Annotated in this window: 17 protein-coding genes; 7 read left to right on the top strand and 10 right to left on the bottom strand. The window is 73.9% G+C overall.

All coding sequences use genetic code 11. From position 1 onward, the window contains the following. Positions 1–75: 75 nt before the first annotated feature. The 4 genes from ACBJ32_RS12755 (at position 76) to ACBJ32_RS12740 (ending at position 4,754) form a co-directional block, all read left to right on the top strand. Entirely contained in the window at positions 76–678 is a 603-nt protein-coding gene (locus ACBJ32_RS12755; RefSeq protein WP_357865609.1) for a TetR/AcrR family transcriptional regulator, read from the top strand. Between the two features lie 178 nt (positions 679–856). Further along, the gene (locus ACBJ32_RS12750; protein WP_375126858.1) at positions 857–2,986 is read left to right on the top strand and encodes a hypothetical protein; all 2,130 of its coding nucleotides are present in this window, start codon (positions 857–859) and stop codon (positions 2,984–2,986) included. After that, positions 2,983–3,414, top strand: coding sequence for a hypothetical protein (locus ACBJ32_RS12745; protein WP_375126857.1), 432 nt, complete (start codon positions 2,983–2,985; stop codon positions 3,412–3,414). Before ACBJ32_RS12750 ends, ACBJ32_RS12745 begins: the two co-directional genes overlap by 4 nt. A gap of 5 nt (positions 3,415–3,419) precedes the next feature. Beyond that, positions 3,420–4,754, top strand: coding sequence for a hypothetical protein (locus tag ACBJ32_RS12740; RefSeq protein WP_375126856.1), 1,335 nt, complete (start codon positions 3,420–3,422; stop codon positions 4,752–4,754). Here ACBJ32_RS12740 and ACBJ32_RS12735 read toward each other — a convergent pair. Further along, positions 4,746–5,525: an ABC transporter permease gene (locus tag ACBJ32_RS12735; protein ID WP_375126855.1), complete on the bottom strand. Its 780-nt coding sequence runs from the start codon at positions 5,523–5,525 to the stop codon at positions 4,746–4,748. The two genes, ACBJ32_RS12740 and ACBJ32_RS12735, sit on opposite strands and share 9 nt — an antisense overlap. After that, complete coding sequence (locus tag ACBJ32_RS12730) at positions 5,522–6,478, bottom strand: ATP-binding cassette domain-containing protein (protein WP_375126854.1); 957 nt, start codon at positions 6,476–6,478, stop codon at positions 5,522–5,524. Before ACBJ32_RS12730 ends, ACBJ32_RS12735 begins: the two co-directional genes overlap by 4 nt. A gap of 48 nt (positions 6,479–6,526) precedes the next feature. Here ACBJ32_RS12730 and ACBJ32_RS12725 point away from each other — a divergent pair, with 48 nt between their 5' ends. Continuing rightward, complete coding sequence (locus ACBJ32_RS12725; protein ID WP_357865620.1) at positions 6,527–7,291, top strand: TetR/AcrR family transcriptional regulator; 765 nt, start codon at positions 6,527–6,529, stop codon at positions 7,289–7,291. Here ACBJ32_RS12725 and ACBJ32_RS12720 read toward each other — a convergent pair. Next, on the bottom strand, positions 7,265–8,428 hold the full coding sequence (locus tag ACBJ32_RS12720) for a hypothetical protein (protein ID WP_375126853.1): 1,164 nt from the start codon (positions 8,426–8,428) through the stop codon (positions 7,265–7,267). The two genes, ACBJ32_RS12725 and ACBJ32_RS12720, sit on opposite strands and share 27 nt — an antisense overlap. 76 nt (positions 8,429–8,504) lie before the next feature. Between ACBJ32_RS12720 and ACBJ32_RS12715 the strand changes: the two genes are divergently transcribed. Next, complete coding sequence (locus tag ACBJ32_RS12715) at positions 8,505–9,176, top strand: TetR/AcrR family transcriptional regulator (RefSeq protein ID WP_375126852.1); 672 nt, start codon at positions 8,505–8,507, stop codon at positions 9,174–9,176. Here the strand turns inward: ACBJ32_RS12715 and ACBJ32_RS12710 are convergent. Both ACBJ32_RS12710 and ACBJ32_RS12705 read right to left on the bottom strand, forming a co-directional pair. Next, positions 9,130–10,032: a PP2C family protein-serine/threonine phosphatase gene (locus ACBJ32_RS12710; RefSeq protein ID WP_375126851.1), complete on the bottom strand. Its 903-nt coding sequence runs from the start codon at positions 10,030–10,032 to the stop codon at positions 9,130–9,132. The two genes, ACBJ32_RS12715 and ACBJ32_RS12710, sit on opposite strands and share 47 nt — an antisense overlap. Before the next feature lie 127 nt (positions 10,033–10,159). After that, positions 10,160–10,525 (bottom strand): MerR family transcriptional regulator, encoded by a 366-nt coding sequence (locus ACBJ32_RS12705; RefSeq protein ID WP_357865627.1) that lies wholly within the window; start codon positions 10,523–10,525, stop codon positions 10,160–10,162. A gap of 83 nt (positions 10,526–10,608) precedes the next feature. Between ACBJ32_RS12705 and ACBJ32_RS12700 the strand changes: the two genes are divergently transcribed. Continuing rightward, positions 10,609–11,241, top strand: coding sequence for an SDR family NAD(P)-dependent oxidoreductase (locus tag ACBJ32_RS12700; protein ID WP_375126850.1), 633 nt, complete (start codon positions 10,609–10,611; stop codon positions 11,239–11,241). Positions 11,242–11,346: 105 nt separating this feature from the next. On the opposite strand, the gene ACBJ32_RS12695 is transcribed toward ACBJ32_RS12700, so the two are convergent. The 5 genes from ACBJ32_RS12695 to ACBJ32_RS12675 form a co-directional block, all read right to left on the bottom strand. Next, positions 11,347–12,060: a GNAT family N-acetyltransferase gene (locus tag ACBJ32_RS12695; protein WP_375126849.1), complete on the bottom strand. Its 714-nt coding sequence runs from the start codon at positions 12,058–12,060 to the stop codon at positions 11,347–11,349. Positions 12,061–12,082: 22 nt separating this feature from the next. Continuing rightward, positions 12,083–13,165, bottom strand: a complete 1,083-nt coding sequence (locus ACBJ32_RS12690) for a DNA alkylation repair protein (RefSeq protein WP_375126848.1) — start codon at positions 13,163–13,165, stop codon at positions 12,083–12,085. A 160-nt stretch (positions 13,166–13,325) separates the two neighbouring features. After that, on the bottom strand, positions 13,326–13,829 hold the full coding sequence (locus tag ACBJ32_RS12685) for an SRPBCC family protein (RefSeq protein WP_375126847.1): 504 nt from the start codon (positions 13,827–13,829) through the stop codon (positions 13,326–13,328). Beyond that, on the bottom strand, positions 13,826–14,287 hold the full coding sequence (locus ACBJ32_RS12680; protein ID WP_375126846.1) for a metalloregulator ArsR/SmtB family transcription factor: 462 nt from the start codon (positions 14,285–14,287) through the stop codon (positions 13,826–13,828). Before ACBJ32_RS12680 ends, ACBJ32_RS12685 begins: the two co-directional genes overlap by 4 nt. 22 nt (positions 14,288–14,309) lie before the next feature. Then, the gene (locus tag ACBJ32_RS12675; RefSeq protein WP_375126845.1) at positions 14,310–15,197 is read right to left on the bottom strand and encodes a LysR family transcriptional regulator; all 888 of its coding nucleotides are present in this window, start codon (positions 15,195–15,197) and stop codon (positions 14,310–14,312) included. Positions 15,198–15,201: the final 4 nt, after the last annotated feature.

Below are 15,201 nucleotides of genomic sequence, written 5' to 3'. Positions count from 1 at the left end.
CGGGCGGCGGCGCGTACGTGACAGGCCGCCCTGGCGACCGGCGCGCCCGCGCCGGCGAGGTATGGTGAGGCCGCGATGACGATCCAGGAATCCGGGACTGCCCGCCCCGCGGGCCGTCCGCGCAGCGAGAAGGCCGAGAAGGCGATCGTCGAGGCGACCCTCGACCTGATCGGCGAGGGCATGGGCGTGTCCGAGCTGACCATCGAGGCGATCGCCTCGCGGGCGGGCGTCGGCAAGACCACGATCTACCGGCGCTGGTCCAACAAGGAGGACCTGGTCGTCGACGCGCTCTCCACGCTCAAGGCGCCGCTGCCGCCGCTGTCCGGCACGTCGGTGCGCGACGACCTGATCGCCCTGGTCGATGCCATGCGCAGGGAGCACGGCCAGGCCCGCAGCCGCTGCGTGATGAACATCGCGATGAGCGAGGCCGACCGCTACCCGCAGCTGTTCGAGCGCTTCCTCAAGCGGGCCGTCGAGCCCCGCAGGGACGCGATGCGCCAGGTGATCGAGCGCGGCATCGCCTCCGGCGAGCTCCGCGCCGACCTCGACGTGGACATGGCCCAGGCGATGATCTCCGGCACCATGTTGTGGCACACCAAGTGGGGCCCCGCCGGCGACCTCTCGCTCGACCTGGCCGAGCGGGTCGTCGACGCGGCCCTGGCCGGCATGGCGCCGTGAGACGTGCCTTGAGACATGCCGCGAGACATGCCGCGAGACATGAAGAAGAAATGTAGGCGGGCTCGCTAGCCTCCTGGTCTGCCCCACGAAGTTGCACGGATGGCCGGCTTCGCGGGGCACCATCATTTCCGGATCTTCCGGCCTAGGCAGAACGTGAGCCTTGTTCTAATCTCCGGCCATGGGCCACATGCGGAAGCTCGCGTCCATCGTCGCACTGGTGTCGGTCCTGCTGGTGGCCGGTGGCGGCGCGGCCCTGGCCCACGAGGAGCGCCCGGTCTCGTTCCCCGACGGCACGGGCTCGGTGCCGGTCCTGCGGCAGGGCGAGCCCGACCTGCTCGTCTGCAAGACCGACAGAGCCGATTTCGAACGCCGGATCGCGCATTTCCCTGCTGACCTCAAAACCCGCAACCTCGACTTATTCGTGAAATGTCAGGAAAAAGGGGTGCGGCACGTACAGGAGGCCGTCGACCGGGTGAACCGCCCCGGAATGACCATCGCCATCCTGCCCGGCCTCTACCGCGAGGAGCCCAGCCGGCCCGCCCCCACCGGCGCCTGCGCCCGCCTGCCCGCCCGCTGGTCGGACTGGGGCTACCAGATCCTCAGCTACGAGCAGCAGGTCCAGTGCCCGCACAACCAGAACCTCGTCGCCATCCTCGGCAAGCAGGACCTCCAGATCGAGGGCACCGGCGCGGGCCCCCTGGACGTCGTCATCGACGCCGAGTACCGCAAGCTGAACGCCGTCCGCGCCGACCGCGCCGACGGCGTCTACTTCAGGAACCTCACCGCCCAGCGCACCACGTTCAACTCCCTGTACGTGCTCGAGACCGACGGCTTCGTCATCGACCGCGTCCTGACCCGCTGGAACGACGAGTACGGCTTCCTCACCTTCGCCAGCGACCACGGCCTCTACACCGACTGCGAGTCGTACGGCAACGGCGACGGCGGCCTCTACCCGGGCAGCGCCTCCAACCTGAACGAGGGCCGCGGCCACGACGTCCCCCGCTACGCCATCGAGATCCGCCGCTGCAAGAGCCACGACAACGCGCTCGGCTACTCGGGCACCGCGGGCGACTCGCTCTGGGTGCACGACAACGAGTTCTACGACAACATGGTCGGCGCCACGATGGACAGCCTCTGGCCCTCCCACCCCGGCCTGCCGCAGAACCACGCGAAATTCGAGAACAACAAGATCTACGACAACAACCGCGACTACTACCGCCACACCCGCGACGGCACCTGCGCCAAGCCGCCCGCCGAGCGCGGCTACGAGCGGGGCGTGGTCTGCTCGCAGGTGGGGGTGCCGCCGGGCACCGGCGTGATCGTGGCGGGCGGCAACTACAACGTCTTCAAGAACAACCAGGTCTGGGGGCACCGGCGGGCCGGGTTCCTCCTCTTCGGCGTGCCCGCGTTCATCAGGGGCGAGAACGACCTCGCCAGGCAGGCCGACACGTCCGACTTCAACCGGTACGAGGGCAACGTGTTCGGCGTCAGCCCGACGGGGGAGCGGCGGCCGAACGGGCTGGACGTCTGGTGGGACGGCCAGGGCACCGGCAACTGCTGGCAGGGGGACACGGGCGCGTCCTCGCCCGTGGTGCTGCCCGTCTGCGCCGCGGCGGCGCCCGAGCTGACGGGCGGGACGCGGCGGCTGCTGGCCGAGCCGGTCAAGCTCGTCAAGCTGTACCTGTGCGCCGACTTCAGCGCCGCCGAGGCGCGGCTGCCCGCCGGGTGCGACTGGTTCGGGGCGTCTGGGCTGGGCAAGGTGGAGGCGCAGCTCGCGCTGGGCGGCTCGCTGGTGCTGGGGCTGCTGGCGGGGCTGTTCTGGTGGCGGTCGCGGCACCTGGTCAGGCGGCGCGGGCGCGCTGCTCAGGCGCATGACGGTGACGGGGCGGCGGGGCACGGGGTCACGGCCGCTCCGGCGGCGACGACCCGGCGCGGGCACCGGCTGGTCGTGGCCGGGACCCTGGCGGGCGGGCTCGGGCTGGTGCTCGACGTCGTGGCCGCGGCCCTCGGCAGCCCGGCGCAGGCCGGGGCGGCGCTGCTGCTCATGGGGGCGTGGTGGTTGTGCCTGGGCTCGGCGCTGCGGGCGGGGCGGCCGGTGTTCGGCTGGTTCACGATCGTGGTCGGGGTGCTGGCCTGCGCGGACGCGTTCGACCGGCTGGTGTACCTGATCCCGGTCATCCCGCTGGGCCCGGGGTGGATCCGGGGGCTGCTCACCGGGCTCTGGGTGTTGTGCGCGGTCGTCGTGCTGGCGCCCCGGCGGCGGCGCGCGGCGGCCGAGCGGCCCGCCGAGGCCGAGGTGCCCACGTGAGGCCGGCCTTCCGGGGGCGGGGCGCGCCTGCGGTGCGGGACTCGGGGGCCGTCCGCGTGTGCTGTGCCGTCCTGGCGGGGGTGCTCGCCGCGGGATGCGGGCCGCTGTCGCCGACCCACCGCGATCCCGGCAACAGCCACGAGGTGGCGACCGGCGCGCCGATCGGGCGGGCGGACGCCGAGATCACGATCGCGGGCGGCCGGGTCCGTCCGCCTCCCGGCTGGCTGGAGGTGGCCAAGGGGCGGCAGGTCAGCATCACCGTCACCAGCGACGTGGCCGACGAGCTGCACGTGCACGGCTACGACCTCGTGGCCGAGCTGCGCCCCGGGGTGCCCGTGACCGTCCGGTTCACGGCGGACCTGACCGGCGTGTTCCAGGTGGAGACGCACGGCGGCAAGCTGGTCCTGACCCAGCTCGCGGTCCGGTGACGGGCATGGACCCGGCGGGGGCGGTGGATCTGCTCGCGCACGGTGTCGGGGAGCGGGCCGACCTGCCGATCCCGATCTTCTACGCCTACGCGGGCGCGTTCGCCGCGCTCGTCGTCTCGTTCCTGGCGCTCGGCCTGCTCTGGGCCGACTCCCGCTTCCGCGGCGACCTGGCCGGCCGCCCGATCACGCTCCGCCTTCCCGGCCGCCCGGCGCTGCCGCGCGATCCTGACGGCTCGGCGGTGCGGCGCGGCCCTGGCGGCTCGGGGGTGCGGCGCCGTCCGACCGGTCCGTGCCGGGTGCGCCTGGTCGTGCGCGTCCTGACCCTTCTGGCCGCCGTCTACACCCTCGGGTGGCTGGTCCTCGGCCCGGCGGCGGAGAACGCGGGCCCGTACCTGGTGTACGTGCTCTTCTGGGTCGGCCTGGTGCCCGCGTCGCTGCTGTTCGGCCCGGTGTGGCGGGCGCTGAACCCGTTCCGGCTGCTGCCCGACCGGCCGCGCCGCCCGTACCCGTCCGGGCTCGGTCTCTGGCCCGCGGCGGCGGGGCTGCTCGCGTTCACCTGGACGGAGCTGGTCGCCCCCGAGCCCGCCGCGCCCCCCACCCTGCTGATCTTCCTCACCCTGTACGCCGCCGCCCAGCTCGCCGGCACCCTCGTGTACGGCCACGCCTGGCTGGAACGCGGCGACCCGTTCGAGGTGTACTCGACCCTGATCGGCCACCTGTCCCCGCTCGGCCGGCGCGCGGACGGCAGGCGCGTGCTGCGCAACCCGTTCGACGGCCTGGACGCCATCGCCCCGGCCCCCGGCCTGGTCGCCACGGTCTGCGTGCTGCTCGGCAGCACCGCCTACGACGGCCTGTCCACCAGCCCGGCCTGGGTGAACGCCCTGCAGTCCGCCCCGTTCGGCGGTCGCCCGGGCCTGGGGACGCTCGGCCTGCTGGCGGCCGTCGCCGGGGTGGCCGCGCTGTACGCCGCGTGCCTCGGCGCGGCCGGCCTGATCGGCGGCACGAGGAGCCTGACCGGCCGCTTCGCCCACTCGCTGCTTCCGATCGCCGTCGGTTACCTGATCGCGCACTATTTCTCGCTGCTGGTCATCGAGGGCCGGCACGCGATCGTCCTGGCGCTGGGCCTGGACGCCGAGGTGGACCAGAACGCCGTCGCGCCCGGCACGATCGCCACCGTGCAGGTGCTGGCCATCGTGATCGGCCACGTCGCGGGCGTGGTGGCCGCCCACGACCGCTCGGTCAGGCTGCTGCCGCCCGCCAGGGCGGTGGCGGGCCAGATCCCGCTGTTCGTGCTGATGGTCTGCTACACGACCGGCGGCCTGACCCTCCTGCTAGCGTGAGGCGGTCCTGCGGCGGAACAGCACCGCCGTCACCGGCACGCAGATCACCACCGTGCCCGCGAGCCACGCGGTGGCCACCGCCCCCGACGACCCCATGGGCAGGCCCAGCAGCAGCGACCGCATGGCCTCGATGATCGGTGTCAGCGGCTGGTTGTAGGCGAAGTCCCGCAGCACGCCCGGCATGGTCTGGGCCGGGACGATGCCGTCCGACACGTACGGCAGGAAGAGCACGACGAAGCTGAACGCCCCGGCCGCCTGGGACGAGCTGACCAGCAGCCCCCAGACCGCCGCCAGCGCGGACATCGCCAGCACGTACCCCGTCACCAGGGCCAGCACCAGCGCCCAGTCGGCGAGCGAGGCGTCGGGGCGGAAGCCGAGCAGGAGCGCGGCGGCCAGGGCGATGGCCGAGGACGCGACGTTGCGGATCACCGAGGCCACGACGTGCCCGGCGGGCACCACCCAGCCGCTGATCGGCAGGGTGCGGAAGCGGTCGATCATGCCGCCGGTCATGTCGTCGGCGATGGTCACCGCGGTCAGCGCGGCGCCGTACCCGCCGGACATGAGCAGGACGGCGGGCACGACGAAGTCGATGTAGTCCAGCCCGCTGGAGCCGGTCGTGATCGCGCCGCCGAACACGTACACGAACAGGACCATGATCATCACGGGCAGGGCCGTGTTCACGATGAGGCCGTCCAGGACGCGCAGGTCGCGGCGCAGGTCGCGGACGACCAGGCGGTGCAGGTCGCCGGCCGAGGTGAGGGAGGCGTTCACGCCAGTGCTCCTGTCGCGGTCGCCGTGAGCTCGAAGAAGACGTCGTCCATGGTGGGGGTGCGCAGCTCCACGTGCTCGACCGGGATGCCCGCCCCGTGCAGCACGTCCAGCGCGTGTCGCAGGTGGTCGGGGCCCTGGAGGGCCAGCGTCAGCTCCCCTGCCTCGGGGTCGACGTGGGCGCCCTGCAGGGTGGCGGCCGCGAGGGGCAGGTCCGCGGGCCGCGCCGGGCGCAGGGCCAGGCGTTCCCTGCCGACCTGGCGTTTCAGCGCGGCGGGGGAGTCGTCGGCGACGACGCGGCCCCCGTTGATCACCACGACGCGGTCGGCGAGCTGGTCGGCCTCCTCCAGGTACTGCGTGGTCAGCAGGATGGTGGTGCCGGAGGCCAGCAGCTCGCGGATCACCGACCACAGCTCGGCCCTGCTGCGCGGGTCGAGGCCGGTCGTGGGCTCGTCCAGGAACAGGATCGGCGGCGCCGACACCATGCTGGCCGCCAGGTCCAGGCGCCGGCGCATGCCGCCCGAGTACGTGCCGGCCCGGCGGTCGGCGGCACCGGTGAGGTCGAAGCGCTCCAGCAACTCCTCCGCCCGCCGCCTGGCCCGGCGGCGGCCCAGGTGGTAGAGGCCGGCGAACAGCTCCAGGTTCTCCCGCCCGGTCAGCAACGCGTCCACCGTGGCCTGCTGGGAGGTCAGCCCGATGGCGCGGCGCACCTGCGGGCCCTCGCGCGTCACGTCGTGCCCGGCCACCGTGGCGGTGCCGCCGTCCGGGGCCAGGAGCGTGGTCAGGATCCGTACGGTGGTCGTCTTTCCCGAGCCGTTGGGCCCGAGCAGCGCCAGCAGCGAGCCGGTGGGAACGGTCAGGTCGATCCCGGCCAGCACTCGTGTCCCGCCGTACGACTTGGTGAGCCCCCGGGCCACGATGGCATCTGTGAATGTCTTACTGTGTATGCCGTTCATAGTTTTAAGATAATGCAGAATCCTAGGAGGGAGTCAAGGAGGAGTTCGATGGCGCAAGACCGGTTGCCCCCCATGCTGCAGCGGTTGTGGGGGCGCGAGCCGGTGCCGCGCAGGGGGCCGCGGCCGCGGCTCGACCTGCCCACGATCACCGCCGCCGCCATCGAGCTCGCCGACGCCGAAGGGCTGGCCGGGGTGTCGATGAACAGCGTGGCCACGAAGGTCGGGGTGGCGGCGACGGCGCTGTACCGGTACATCGGCAGCAAGGACGACCTGCTCACCTTGATGTCCGACGCCATCGCCCCCGACCCGCCGGATCCGTCGGGCCTGCCCTGGCGCGACTACCTCGCCCTGTGGACCCGGCTCCAGCGCGACCTCGTGCTGAAGCACGGCTGGGTGCTGCAGATCACGAAGTTCGCCCCGCCGCTCGGCCCGCGGCGGCTGCTCTGGCTGGACCGGGCGCTGGCCGCGCTCGACGGCACGGGCCTCGACGACGGGGAGAAGATCAACGTGGCCAGCGCCCTGACCGGGTACGCGCTGACCGACGCGGCGATCGTCCAGTCGGCCGGGGCCGGCTTCCAGGAGTTCGAGGAGGCCGGGATCGGGGGGGCCGCCGACTACGGCGAGATGCTGGTGGAGCTGCTCGACCCCGAGCGCTACCCCGCCGCGTCGGCCGCCGTGCGGGGCGGCGCCTTCCGCGGCGCCGAGGGCTGGGTCCACGACGACGACTTCCGCTTCGGCCTCGACCTGCTGCTCGACGGCGTGGAGCAGCTCATCGCGCGGCGCGCGTCAGGAGGCCAGGTCGGCGGGCAGTAGCTGCTCGGTCAGCAGCCGGCGCACCCGCTCGGGGCCGGTCGCCCACCGCCGCACCAGCTCCCATCCGTAGAAATATCCGAAGATGTACGGGCTCATCGGCGAGGGCTTGAGCAGCCCGAGCGCCGCCGCCACCTCGCCGTCACCGTAGAGCGCCCACCGCCTCAGGTACGCGGCCAGCTCCGCCTCCTCCCGCCCCTCGTCCGCCAGGAACGCCGCGTTGCCCCAGACGCCCCACAACACGTTCCTGGCCCGGTGCACGGCCGCGAAGTCGCTGCCGTCCGGCCGGATGCCCAGCCCGGGAAGGACGTTCGCGTTCAGCCACGCCTGCGCCTCGTCCCCGGGGAACACCAGCTCCTCGGCCAGCAGCCCCAGCCCCTCGCTGAGCACGAACGACGGCGACAGCATGAACCGCACCCGCTGCTGTTCGCCGAGACGCAGCTCCTTGAGCATCGACTCGGCGATGTGCCCGGGATGCCCCTCGTGCGCCACCAGATACAGCAGGTCGGCGACGTTGAACGGGATCGCCCTGTTGATGTGGATGGTGGACTTCAGCCCGCCCTCGTAGTCACCCGCCCCGTGGAACCCCACGCCCTCGACCAGCCGGCACTCCACCACCTCCCCGGGCGGCAGCGGGACGATCGCGCCCGTCCGCGCCCGCGTCTCCGCCACCGCCCGGTCCACCAGCCCGGGCAGCCGCTCGATGTCCCGCAGCGTGTGCGCCTCCTGCCACGCCCTGAGCCGGTCGGCCGGCGTGCCGGAGGTCCTCGGCAGGGCCGCGTCCAGGTCGGCGTGCGCCTGCTCGAACACCTCCTCCGGCACCCACCGCGGCTCCAGCCCCAGGCACTGCCGCCCGTACTCGGCCAGCGGCAGCCGCTCGCCGTCCAGGTGACGGGCCATGGCGCGGACGGCGCGCACGTGGGCGGCGAGGTAGGCGGTCGGCGCGCACTCCATCAGCCGCTCCGCCTCCTCCGCAAGCGCCCCCGCCGCGGCCGGCGGCTCCGCCTCCACCGCCGCGGCCCACTCGGCCGGTCCCCGGTAGATCAGCGCGGTGCCGCTCGCGCCGCCCGTCGCCAGCCGGTTGATCCGCAACGCCAGCATCGCGTGATCCCGGTGCCACTGCTCCATCTCGTCCTCCACCTCGTCCTCCACGGTGTCGTCGGGGCGCCTAAGCTAGCCGTACGGATTTCCGTACAGTGCACGGAAAGGCTGGAGGATGCCGGAGACGATCTGGTTCCGCGAGGACGCCCGCCCGCGCAGGCCCCGGCTGTCACGCGAGCGCATCGTCGAGGCCGCCGTCGCGCTCCTCGACGCGGAGGGCGTGGCCGGGTTCTCCATGCGGGCGCTCGCCGCCCGGCTGCGCGCCGGGACGATGTCGCTCTACGAGTACGTCCAGAGCAAGGAGGACGTCCTCGACCTGGCCCTGGACGAGGTGATCGGCGAGATCGAGGCGCCCGGGGAGGCGGGGCCGTGGCGCGACTTCCTCACCGCGCAGCTCACGCAGAGCCGCGCCGTCATGCGCCGCCATCCCTGGGTGCCCGCGCTCACCGCCACCCGCCCGCTGCTGGGGCCCCAGGCCGTGGCCCGGTCCCGGCTGTTCTACTCCGCCCTGGCCGGGGCGGGGCTGGAGGGGGCCGTGCTCACCGCCGCCGTGGGGACGCTGACGTCCTACGTCAACGGGTTCGTCGCCGCGGAGAACACCTGGTGGCAGAAGGTCCGCACGCCTGCCGCTGACGCCGAGATCCGCGCCAAGGTGGCCGGGCACCTGGACGGCGAGCTCGCCCGGCTCAGCCAGGTCGAGGACGCGGACTTCGACGGGCAGTTCCTGCTCGGCCTGGGCCTCATCCTCGACGGGATCGAGGCCCGGCTGGCAGCAGCAGGGCGGTGACGTTGTCCTGGCCGCCTGCCGCCAGGGCGTGATCGACGAGGGCCCGGGCGGCGTCCAGACCGCCGGCACGGGCTTGGCCGCGCAGGCCGTCGGAACGGGTTTGGCTGTGCAGGCCAACGGCACGGGTCCGGTCGCGCAGGGCGCCGGCGTCGGGGAAGTGGCGCCACAGGCCGTCCGTGCACAGCAGCAGGAGGCCCGGGATGCTGGGGCGGTAGCTGCGGACGCGCGGCTCGGGACGGCCCGCGTCGGCGCCCAGCCAGGCGGACAGGGCCTCGTGCTCGCCCGTGTCGTCCTCCGTCATGGCCGTCGCGACGCCCTCGCCGGGGAGCCAGTACGCGCGGCTGTCGCCGACCCAGCAGGCCCACACGCCGTCCGGGCCCGCGACGCCGGCGACGTACGTGCACGCGGGCGCCCCCTGCGTCAGCGGATCACGGAGGCGGGCGGACGGCGCGCCGAGGGGGGCTTCGCGTGAGCCGGCGAGGGCCGTGACCGCCCGGCCCGCCCGGATCGCCCCCTCCGCCAGCGCCGTCTCCGGCAGCGCGCCCGCGCGCAGCAGCGCGATCGTCGTGGCCGCGCCCGCGTCTGCGGCGACCTGGGCGGCGCGCTCCGGGCGGGGCGACATGGACACGCCGTCGCACACCACACCCACCGTCCACGCGCCCGCCCTGACCAGGGCCATCGCGTCGGCGTTCACGGCCCGTCGCAGGCCCCGGTCGCTGACCCCGGCGGCGCCGGCGTCCGTCGTGAGCTCGACGTGGGAGCGGAAGGCCGGTTGCGCGGCCCCGCAGTCCCAGCAGTGGCCGTCGGGGGCCACGGTGCCGCCGCCGCACGCGACACAGCGGGTCATCTCCGTCATGGCCTCACGATCCTCCCAGATCCCGGCGGCTTGGCACGCGACCGCGGCGCCCGCTGCCGCCGGCCGGTGCTGTACGCCGGTCACTCCGCGACCCTTCGGACGCCTCGCCGTTCCAGGGGTGAAGACGTCAGCGGGGCTGCTGCCGGACGGTCGCGAGCATGGTGTCGAGCGCCTGCTGGGACGTCTGGAGCCGTTCGATGCTCTCGGCGATGCGGCGGCGTTCGCGCTGGAGGTTGTCCACCATGCCGGGGCACGCGGTCGGCACCATCCGGTCGCCGTCGTCGTGGACGCAGTCCAGCAGCCGCGCGATGACGGACGTGGGCAGGCCGGCGGCGAGCATCGTACGGATGTGGCGCACGGCGGCCACGTCCGCGTCGCCGTACTCGCGGTAGCCGTTCGCCAGCCGCCGGGGCCGCAGCAGGCCCTGCTCCTCGTAGTAGCGCAGCAGCCGCCTGCTGACCCCGGTCTCGCGGGCCAGGTCACCGATCCTCATGAACTTCCTTGACCTTCACATCGATGTGACGCCTTACCGTCGCGAGCGTCATGAATGCGACAACAACGTGGAGGAGCGGATCGATGCCTGGAGCGGTGATCGTCGGGTCGGGACCGGGGATCGGGCGGGCGGTGGCCCGCCGGTTCGCCAAGGAGGGGCTGGCGGTGGGGCTCGTCTCGCGTACCGGTAGCTCCCTCGGCCTGGACGGAGTGCTCACGTACCGAGCGGACTGCGGGGACGAGGACGAGCTGCGCGCGGCGCTCGACGCGGCGACGGGCGCGCTCGGCACGCCGGACGTCGTGGTGTACAACGCTGCCGTCATCCGCCCTGACTCGCTCGCTGAGGCGAACGCTCGGGCGCAGCTCGACGCGTGGTCGGTGAACGTGGTGGGCGCGCTCATCACGGCCGCGCACGTGGTGCCCGCGATGGCGCGGCGCGGCGGCGGCACGTTCATCGTCACCGGCGGGATGCCCGAACCCAAGCCCGCGTACGTCAGCCTCTCCCTGGGCAAGGCCGGGGTGCGGACGCTGGTGGCGATGCTGGACGAGGAGTACGGGCCGTCGGGTGTGCACGCGGCCAGCGTCACGGTCGCCGGGGTCGTCGCGCCGGGCACGGCCTTCGACCCGGACGACATCGCCGAGCACTACTGGCGGCTGCACACCCAGCCGCGGGAGGACTGGGAACGGGAGGTCCTGCACGCGGGAACCCACGGGTGAACCCGGCCGGGGACCTGCTCGGGCGTGGTCTGCCGGTCGAGCGTCTGCCGGGGTGGGGTGCCTCTTGACCGTCCATGCAGTGGCTCGGGTGGGAGGTGGGTGGTGTCAGGTGGTGAGGTGCCAGAACCAGCCGAGGGGGCGGAGTCGCAGGCGCTGGGCCACCCGTTGCGAGGAGTGGTTGTCCGCGCTCGCGCTGTAGAACAGGTGGATCCCGGGCAACTGGTCGGCCCAGGCGGACGTGGTGGCGGCGGCGTAGCCGCGGCCGCGGCACGCCGGTGAGGTCCAGGTGCCGGCTTCGGCGCCCAGCCGGGTGAGGCGGGCGCTGTGGCAGATCGAGACCACCTGCCCGTCCTCGGCGACCATCGCCCAGGGCGCTCCCGCTCTGCCGCTGGTGAGCTCGGCCCACTCGTCGGGCTCCCAGGAGCCGGGCCGCGGTAGGGAGCGTACGAGGTGGAGGTGCTCGGCGGAGTCCGATCTGAGGACCTCCACCGCGAGGCCGGCCCGGAGGGGCGGGGTCACGAGGTAGCTGGGGCCTCCCGACACCTTGACCTTCTCGCCGCCCAGCAAGGCCCGGCAGGCCGCCAGCACGTCCGGTGGCGTGCCGAGGTTTGGCGGAGTGGGGGTGCTCGCGGTGACGAGGGAGAGCAGGCGCTCGGCCAGCTCATCCGGTACGCCGCTCGCGACGGCCGCGGTCATGCCGCCGGCCGCCACGCCGATCACCATGTCCTCCGGCCCCGGCAGGCGCCCGCGCTCGTCCAGGCGCCAGATGACGCCCAGCTCGATCTGGAGCAGGTCGACGTCCCGCGCCTCGTCCGTCACAGGACCCCTCTCGGCCGGTGCCTCACGAGATCGATGCCACCTCGGCCCCGGTCAACGTGAACGGGACGGTCGCGGCCACCCTACCGTTGACGATCACATCGAGCTCCCGCGGGCCCGGCGGCTCGTCGCGCGTGGTGACCGGGCGGAAGGAGTGGCTCTTGCGTACGGTGAACGTCTCGCCGGCCCCGCCCGCCTCCCGCTGCCCGAGATGGAACACGCGGCGCGAGCCCGCCCGCCGCACGGCGTACTTCAGCAGCACCGGCCCCGCCGCCTCCGCCGTCACCGTGACCGTGAAGGCCAGCTTGCCGCCCACGGCCACGGTGGGCGAGTCCAGGGACAGCTCGTCCACGGCGCCGCTGCCCGGCGTGGCGCCCACCAGGGCGAGGGCCTCGGGATGGCCGGCGCGCAGCAGCCCGCGGACCGCGTGGCGCAGCACCCGTTCCACGTGGGAGCCGCCGCCTGCGCGCCACCCCGCCAGCAGCTCCAGCGCCACCTGCGGATGGTCCTTGGCCAGGTCGTTGACGTGGTTGGCGACCGAGCGGCGCACGTACTCGCTCGGGTCGTCGCGCAGCCGGTCGAGCAGGGGCAGCGTCGGGCCCGGCGTCATCAGCCAGCCGACCCGGCTCGCCCACGGCAGGCGCGGGCGCGAGCCCTCCGAGGCCAGCCGGCGCAGGTGCTCGTCGGGCGACTCCGCCCACCCGTACATGATCTTGATGGCGTCGTCGCGGTAGCGCTCCAGGTAGGGGCGGACGGCGAACTCGCCCGTGGCGTACGGCGTGAGTGCGGCCAGCGTCTCCATCGCGGCCTCCAGGTGGTCGAGCCCCTGGACGGCGGTGTGCTCGGTGGCGGGCCAGCCGCTCCACATGTCGAGCGTGGCGGCACACTCGCGCACGAGCGCGGCGGCCTGCGGATAGGGCAGGGGGAGCGCGTCGTGCAGGGCCGCGGCGACGTGCGCGACGCGGGCCTTGAGCTCCAGGCCGTCGAGCCCGGTCAGGGCCTGCGCGGCGAAGCGGGCCCGCGGGAACGCCGGCCAGGCGGCGGCCAGGCCGTCGGCCAGCACCGACACCGACCGGTTGTTGATCATGTCTTTCAGGGGTTGAGCCACGCGGCCACTGTGCCAGGAGCCACCGACAATTCCAGGCCGCCGGTCGTCCCCGGCCGGGAGGCCCGGTGGTCAGTGGCCGGACGCGGTGAGCCCAGGTCGTCCGTGGCCGGACGTGGTAAACGCCGGTCGTCACCGGCCGGACGTGGTGAGCCTCTGGTCGTCAGTCGCCGGCGGTGGCGAGCCCGGTGTAGTACGCCTGCATCGACGGGTAGTACGCGTCGAAGCCCGGCGCCGGCGAGCCGTCGCGCGCGGCGACGAGCAGGTCCAGGTAGTACTCCCAGCCGGGACCGATCTCCCCGATGCCGTCCACCGTGTCGAGGTGCTGGACGAACCGCAGCTCCGTCACCCCGTCCGACTCCTCCAGCAGCAGCTCGACGTGCCAGGCCCCGTGCTCGTCCACGGACGAGACGGCCAGGCGGCGGGGCGGCTCGCAGGCGTCGATGCGCAGGTCGGACCAGGGCTGCTGCTCCTCGAAGACGAGCTGCACCTTGACCGTGCGGCCCGGCGCCGCGTCACCCTCCCAGGGCCCGAACCAGCGGGCCGTGCGTTCGGGCTCGGTGATGCTGGCCCACACGTCGCCCGCGGGCGCGCGGAAGGTGCGGGTGAGGACGAGGTCCGCGCCGTCGTCGGTGCCGAACAGCCGGCCTGTGGGGATGGGGCTCATGCGGTGCTCTCCTCTCCGGAGACGCCTGGCGAGGCGTCACCCGTGGTACGGCGTTCCCGGCGCGTGCGGTACACCTCGGTCTCCAGCGCGTCGAGGCGGTGCTCCCAGCCGGAGGGCCGCACGAACGGCCCGAGCCACGCGACCAGCTCCCCGAACGGCCCGGGATCGAGCGTGTACAGGCGCTGCCTGCCGACGAGCTCGGCGCGGACCAGGCCGCTGCGCCTGAGCACCCGCAGGTGGCGGCTGACGGCGGGCCGGCTGATCGCGAAGCGCTCGGCGACCTCACCGGCCGGCAGCGGCCCCTGCCGCAGCAGCACGAGGATCTGCCGCCGCACCGGGTCGGCGACGGCCCCTGCCACCTCGTCCAGGCGCGCCTCCACCGCCTCGTCCGCACAGGCTTCCTCCGCCTCGCCCAGGCGCGACGCCTCGTCCCCGCGCGCCCTCGCCGCCTCGCTCACACCCGGAAGCGTAACCTACTGGTTACGTGTGTTCAAGGCAGCACCGCACGAAGTCCTGCACGACGGGATCGGCGTCGTCCGCGGGTGCCCAGGCGACGGCGACCTGGCTCGCGCTGACCCCGGTGACCGGCCGGTACGTGACCCCGGGCCGCGCGTAGTAGCGGGCCGCCGACTCGGGCGCCAGGGCGACGCCGTACCCGTTGGCGATCGCGCTCAGCCACTCGTCCGGCTGGCCGGTGACGGCGCCGATGCGCACCGGACGCCCGTCGCGCTCATCGGCGCCCACCCAGTAGTCCCGCCACGCCCCGGTCTCCTCCGGCGCCGCGACGAACGGCTCGTCCCACAGCTCGCTGAAGGCGATCACCTCCCGCTCGGCGAGCGGGTGCGAGGAGGGCAGCGCGATCCAGCGCGGCTCGCTGAACAGCACCTCCACGCGGAACTCGGCCTGCCCGGGGAACGGCAGCCGCAGCAGGGCGACGTCGACCTCCCCGCCGGCGAGCCCGGCGCTCGGGTTCGCCCACGAGGCCTGCCGCATGTCGGCCCGCCAGCCGGGCCGCCGGCGCGCGAACGCCGCCACGATCTCCTGGGTGGCCTCGTTCGCCGCACTGGCCAGGAATCCGACCCGCAGCACGCGCGCCGCCTCGCCGGCCGCGCGCCGGGTCGCGCGCAGCGCCAGGTCCCAGGCGGCCAGCAGGTCGGGCACCCGCTCGGCCAGGGCCCGGCCCGGCTCGGTGAGCGCCATCCCGGCCTTGGAGCGCGTGAACAGCCGCACCCCGAGCTGCGCCTCCAGCTGCTTGATCTGCTTGGTCAGCGCGGGCTGCGACACGTACAGCCTCCCGGCGGCGCGGGTGAGGCCGCCCTCCTCCGCCACGGCGGCGAAGTAGCGCAGCAAACGGGTGTCCACATCCATGCCA

It is taken from the genome of Nonomuraea sp. GTA35, assembly GCF_041950525.1.
Lineage (GTDB): Bacteria > Actinomycetota > Actinomycetes > Streptosporangiales > Streptosporangiaceae > Nonomuraea.
This window is presented reverse-complemented; position numbering and strand designations above follow the sequence as displayed.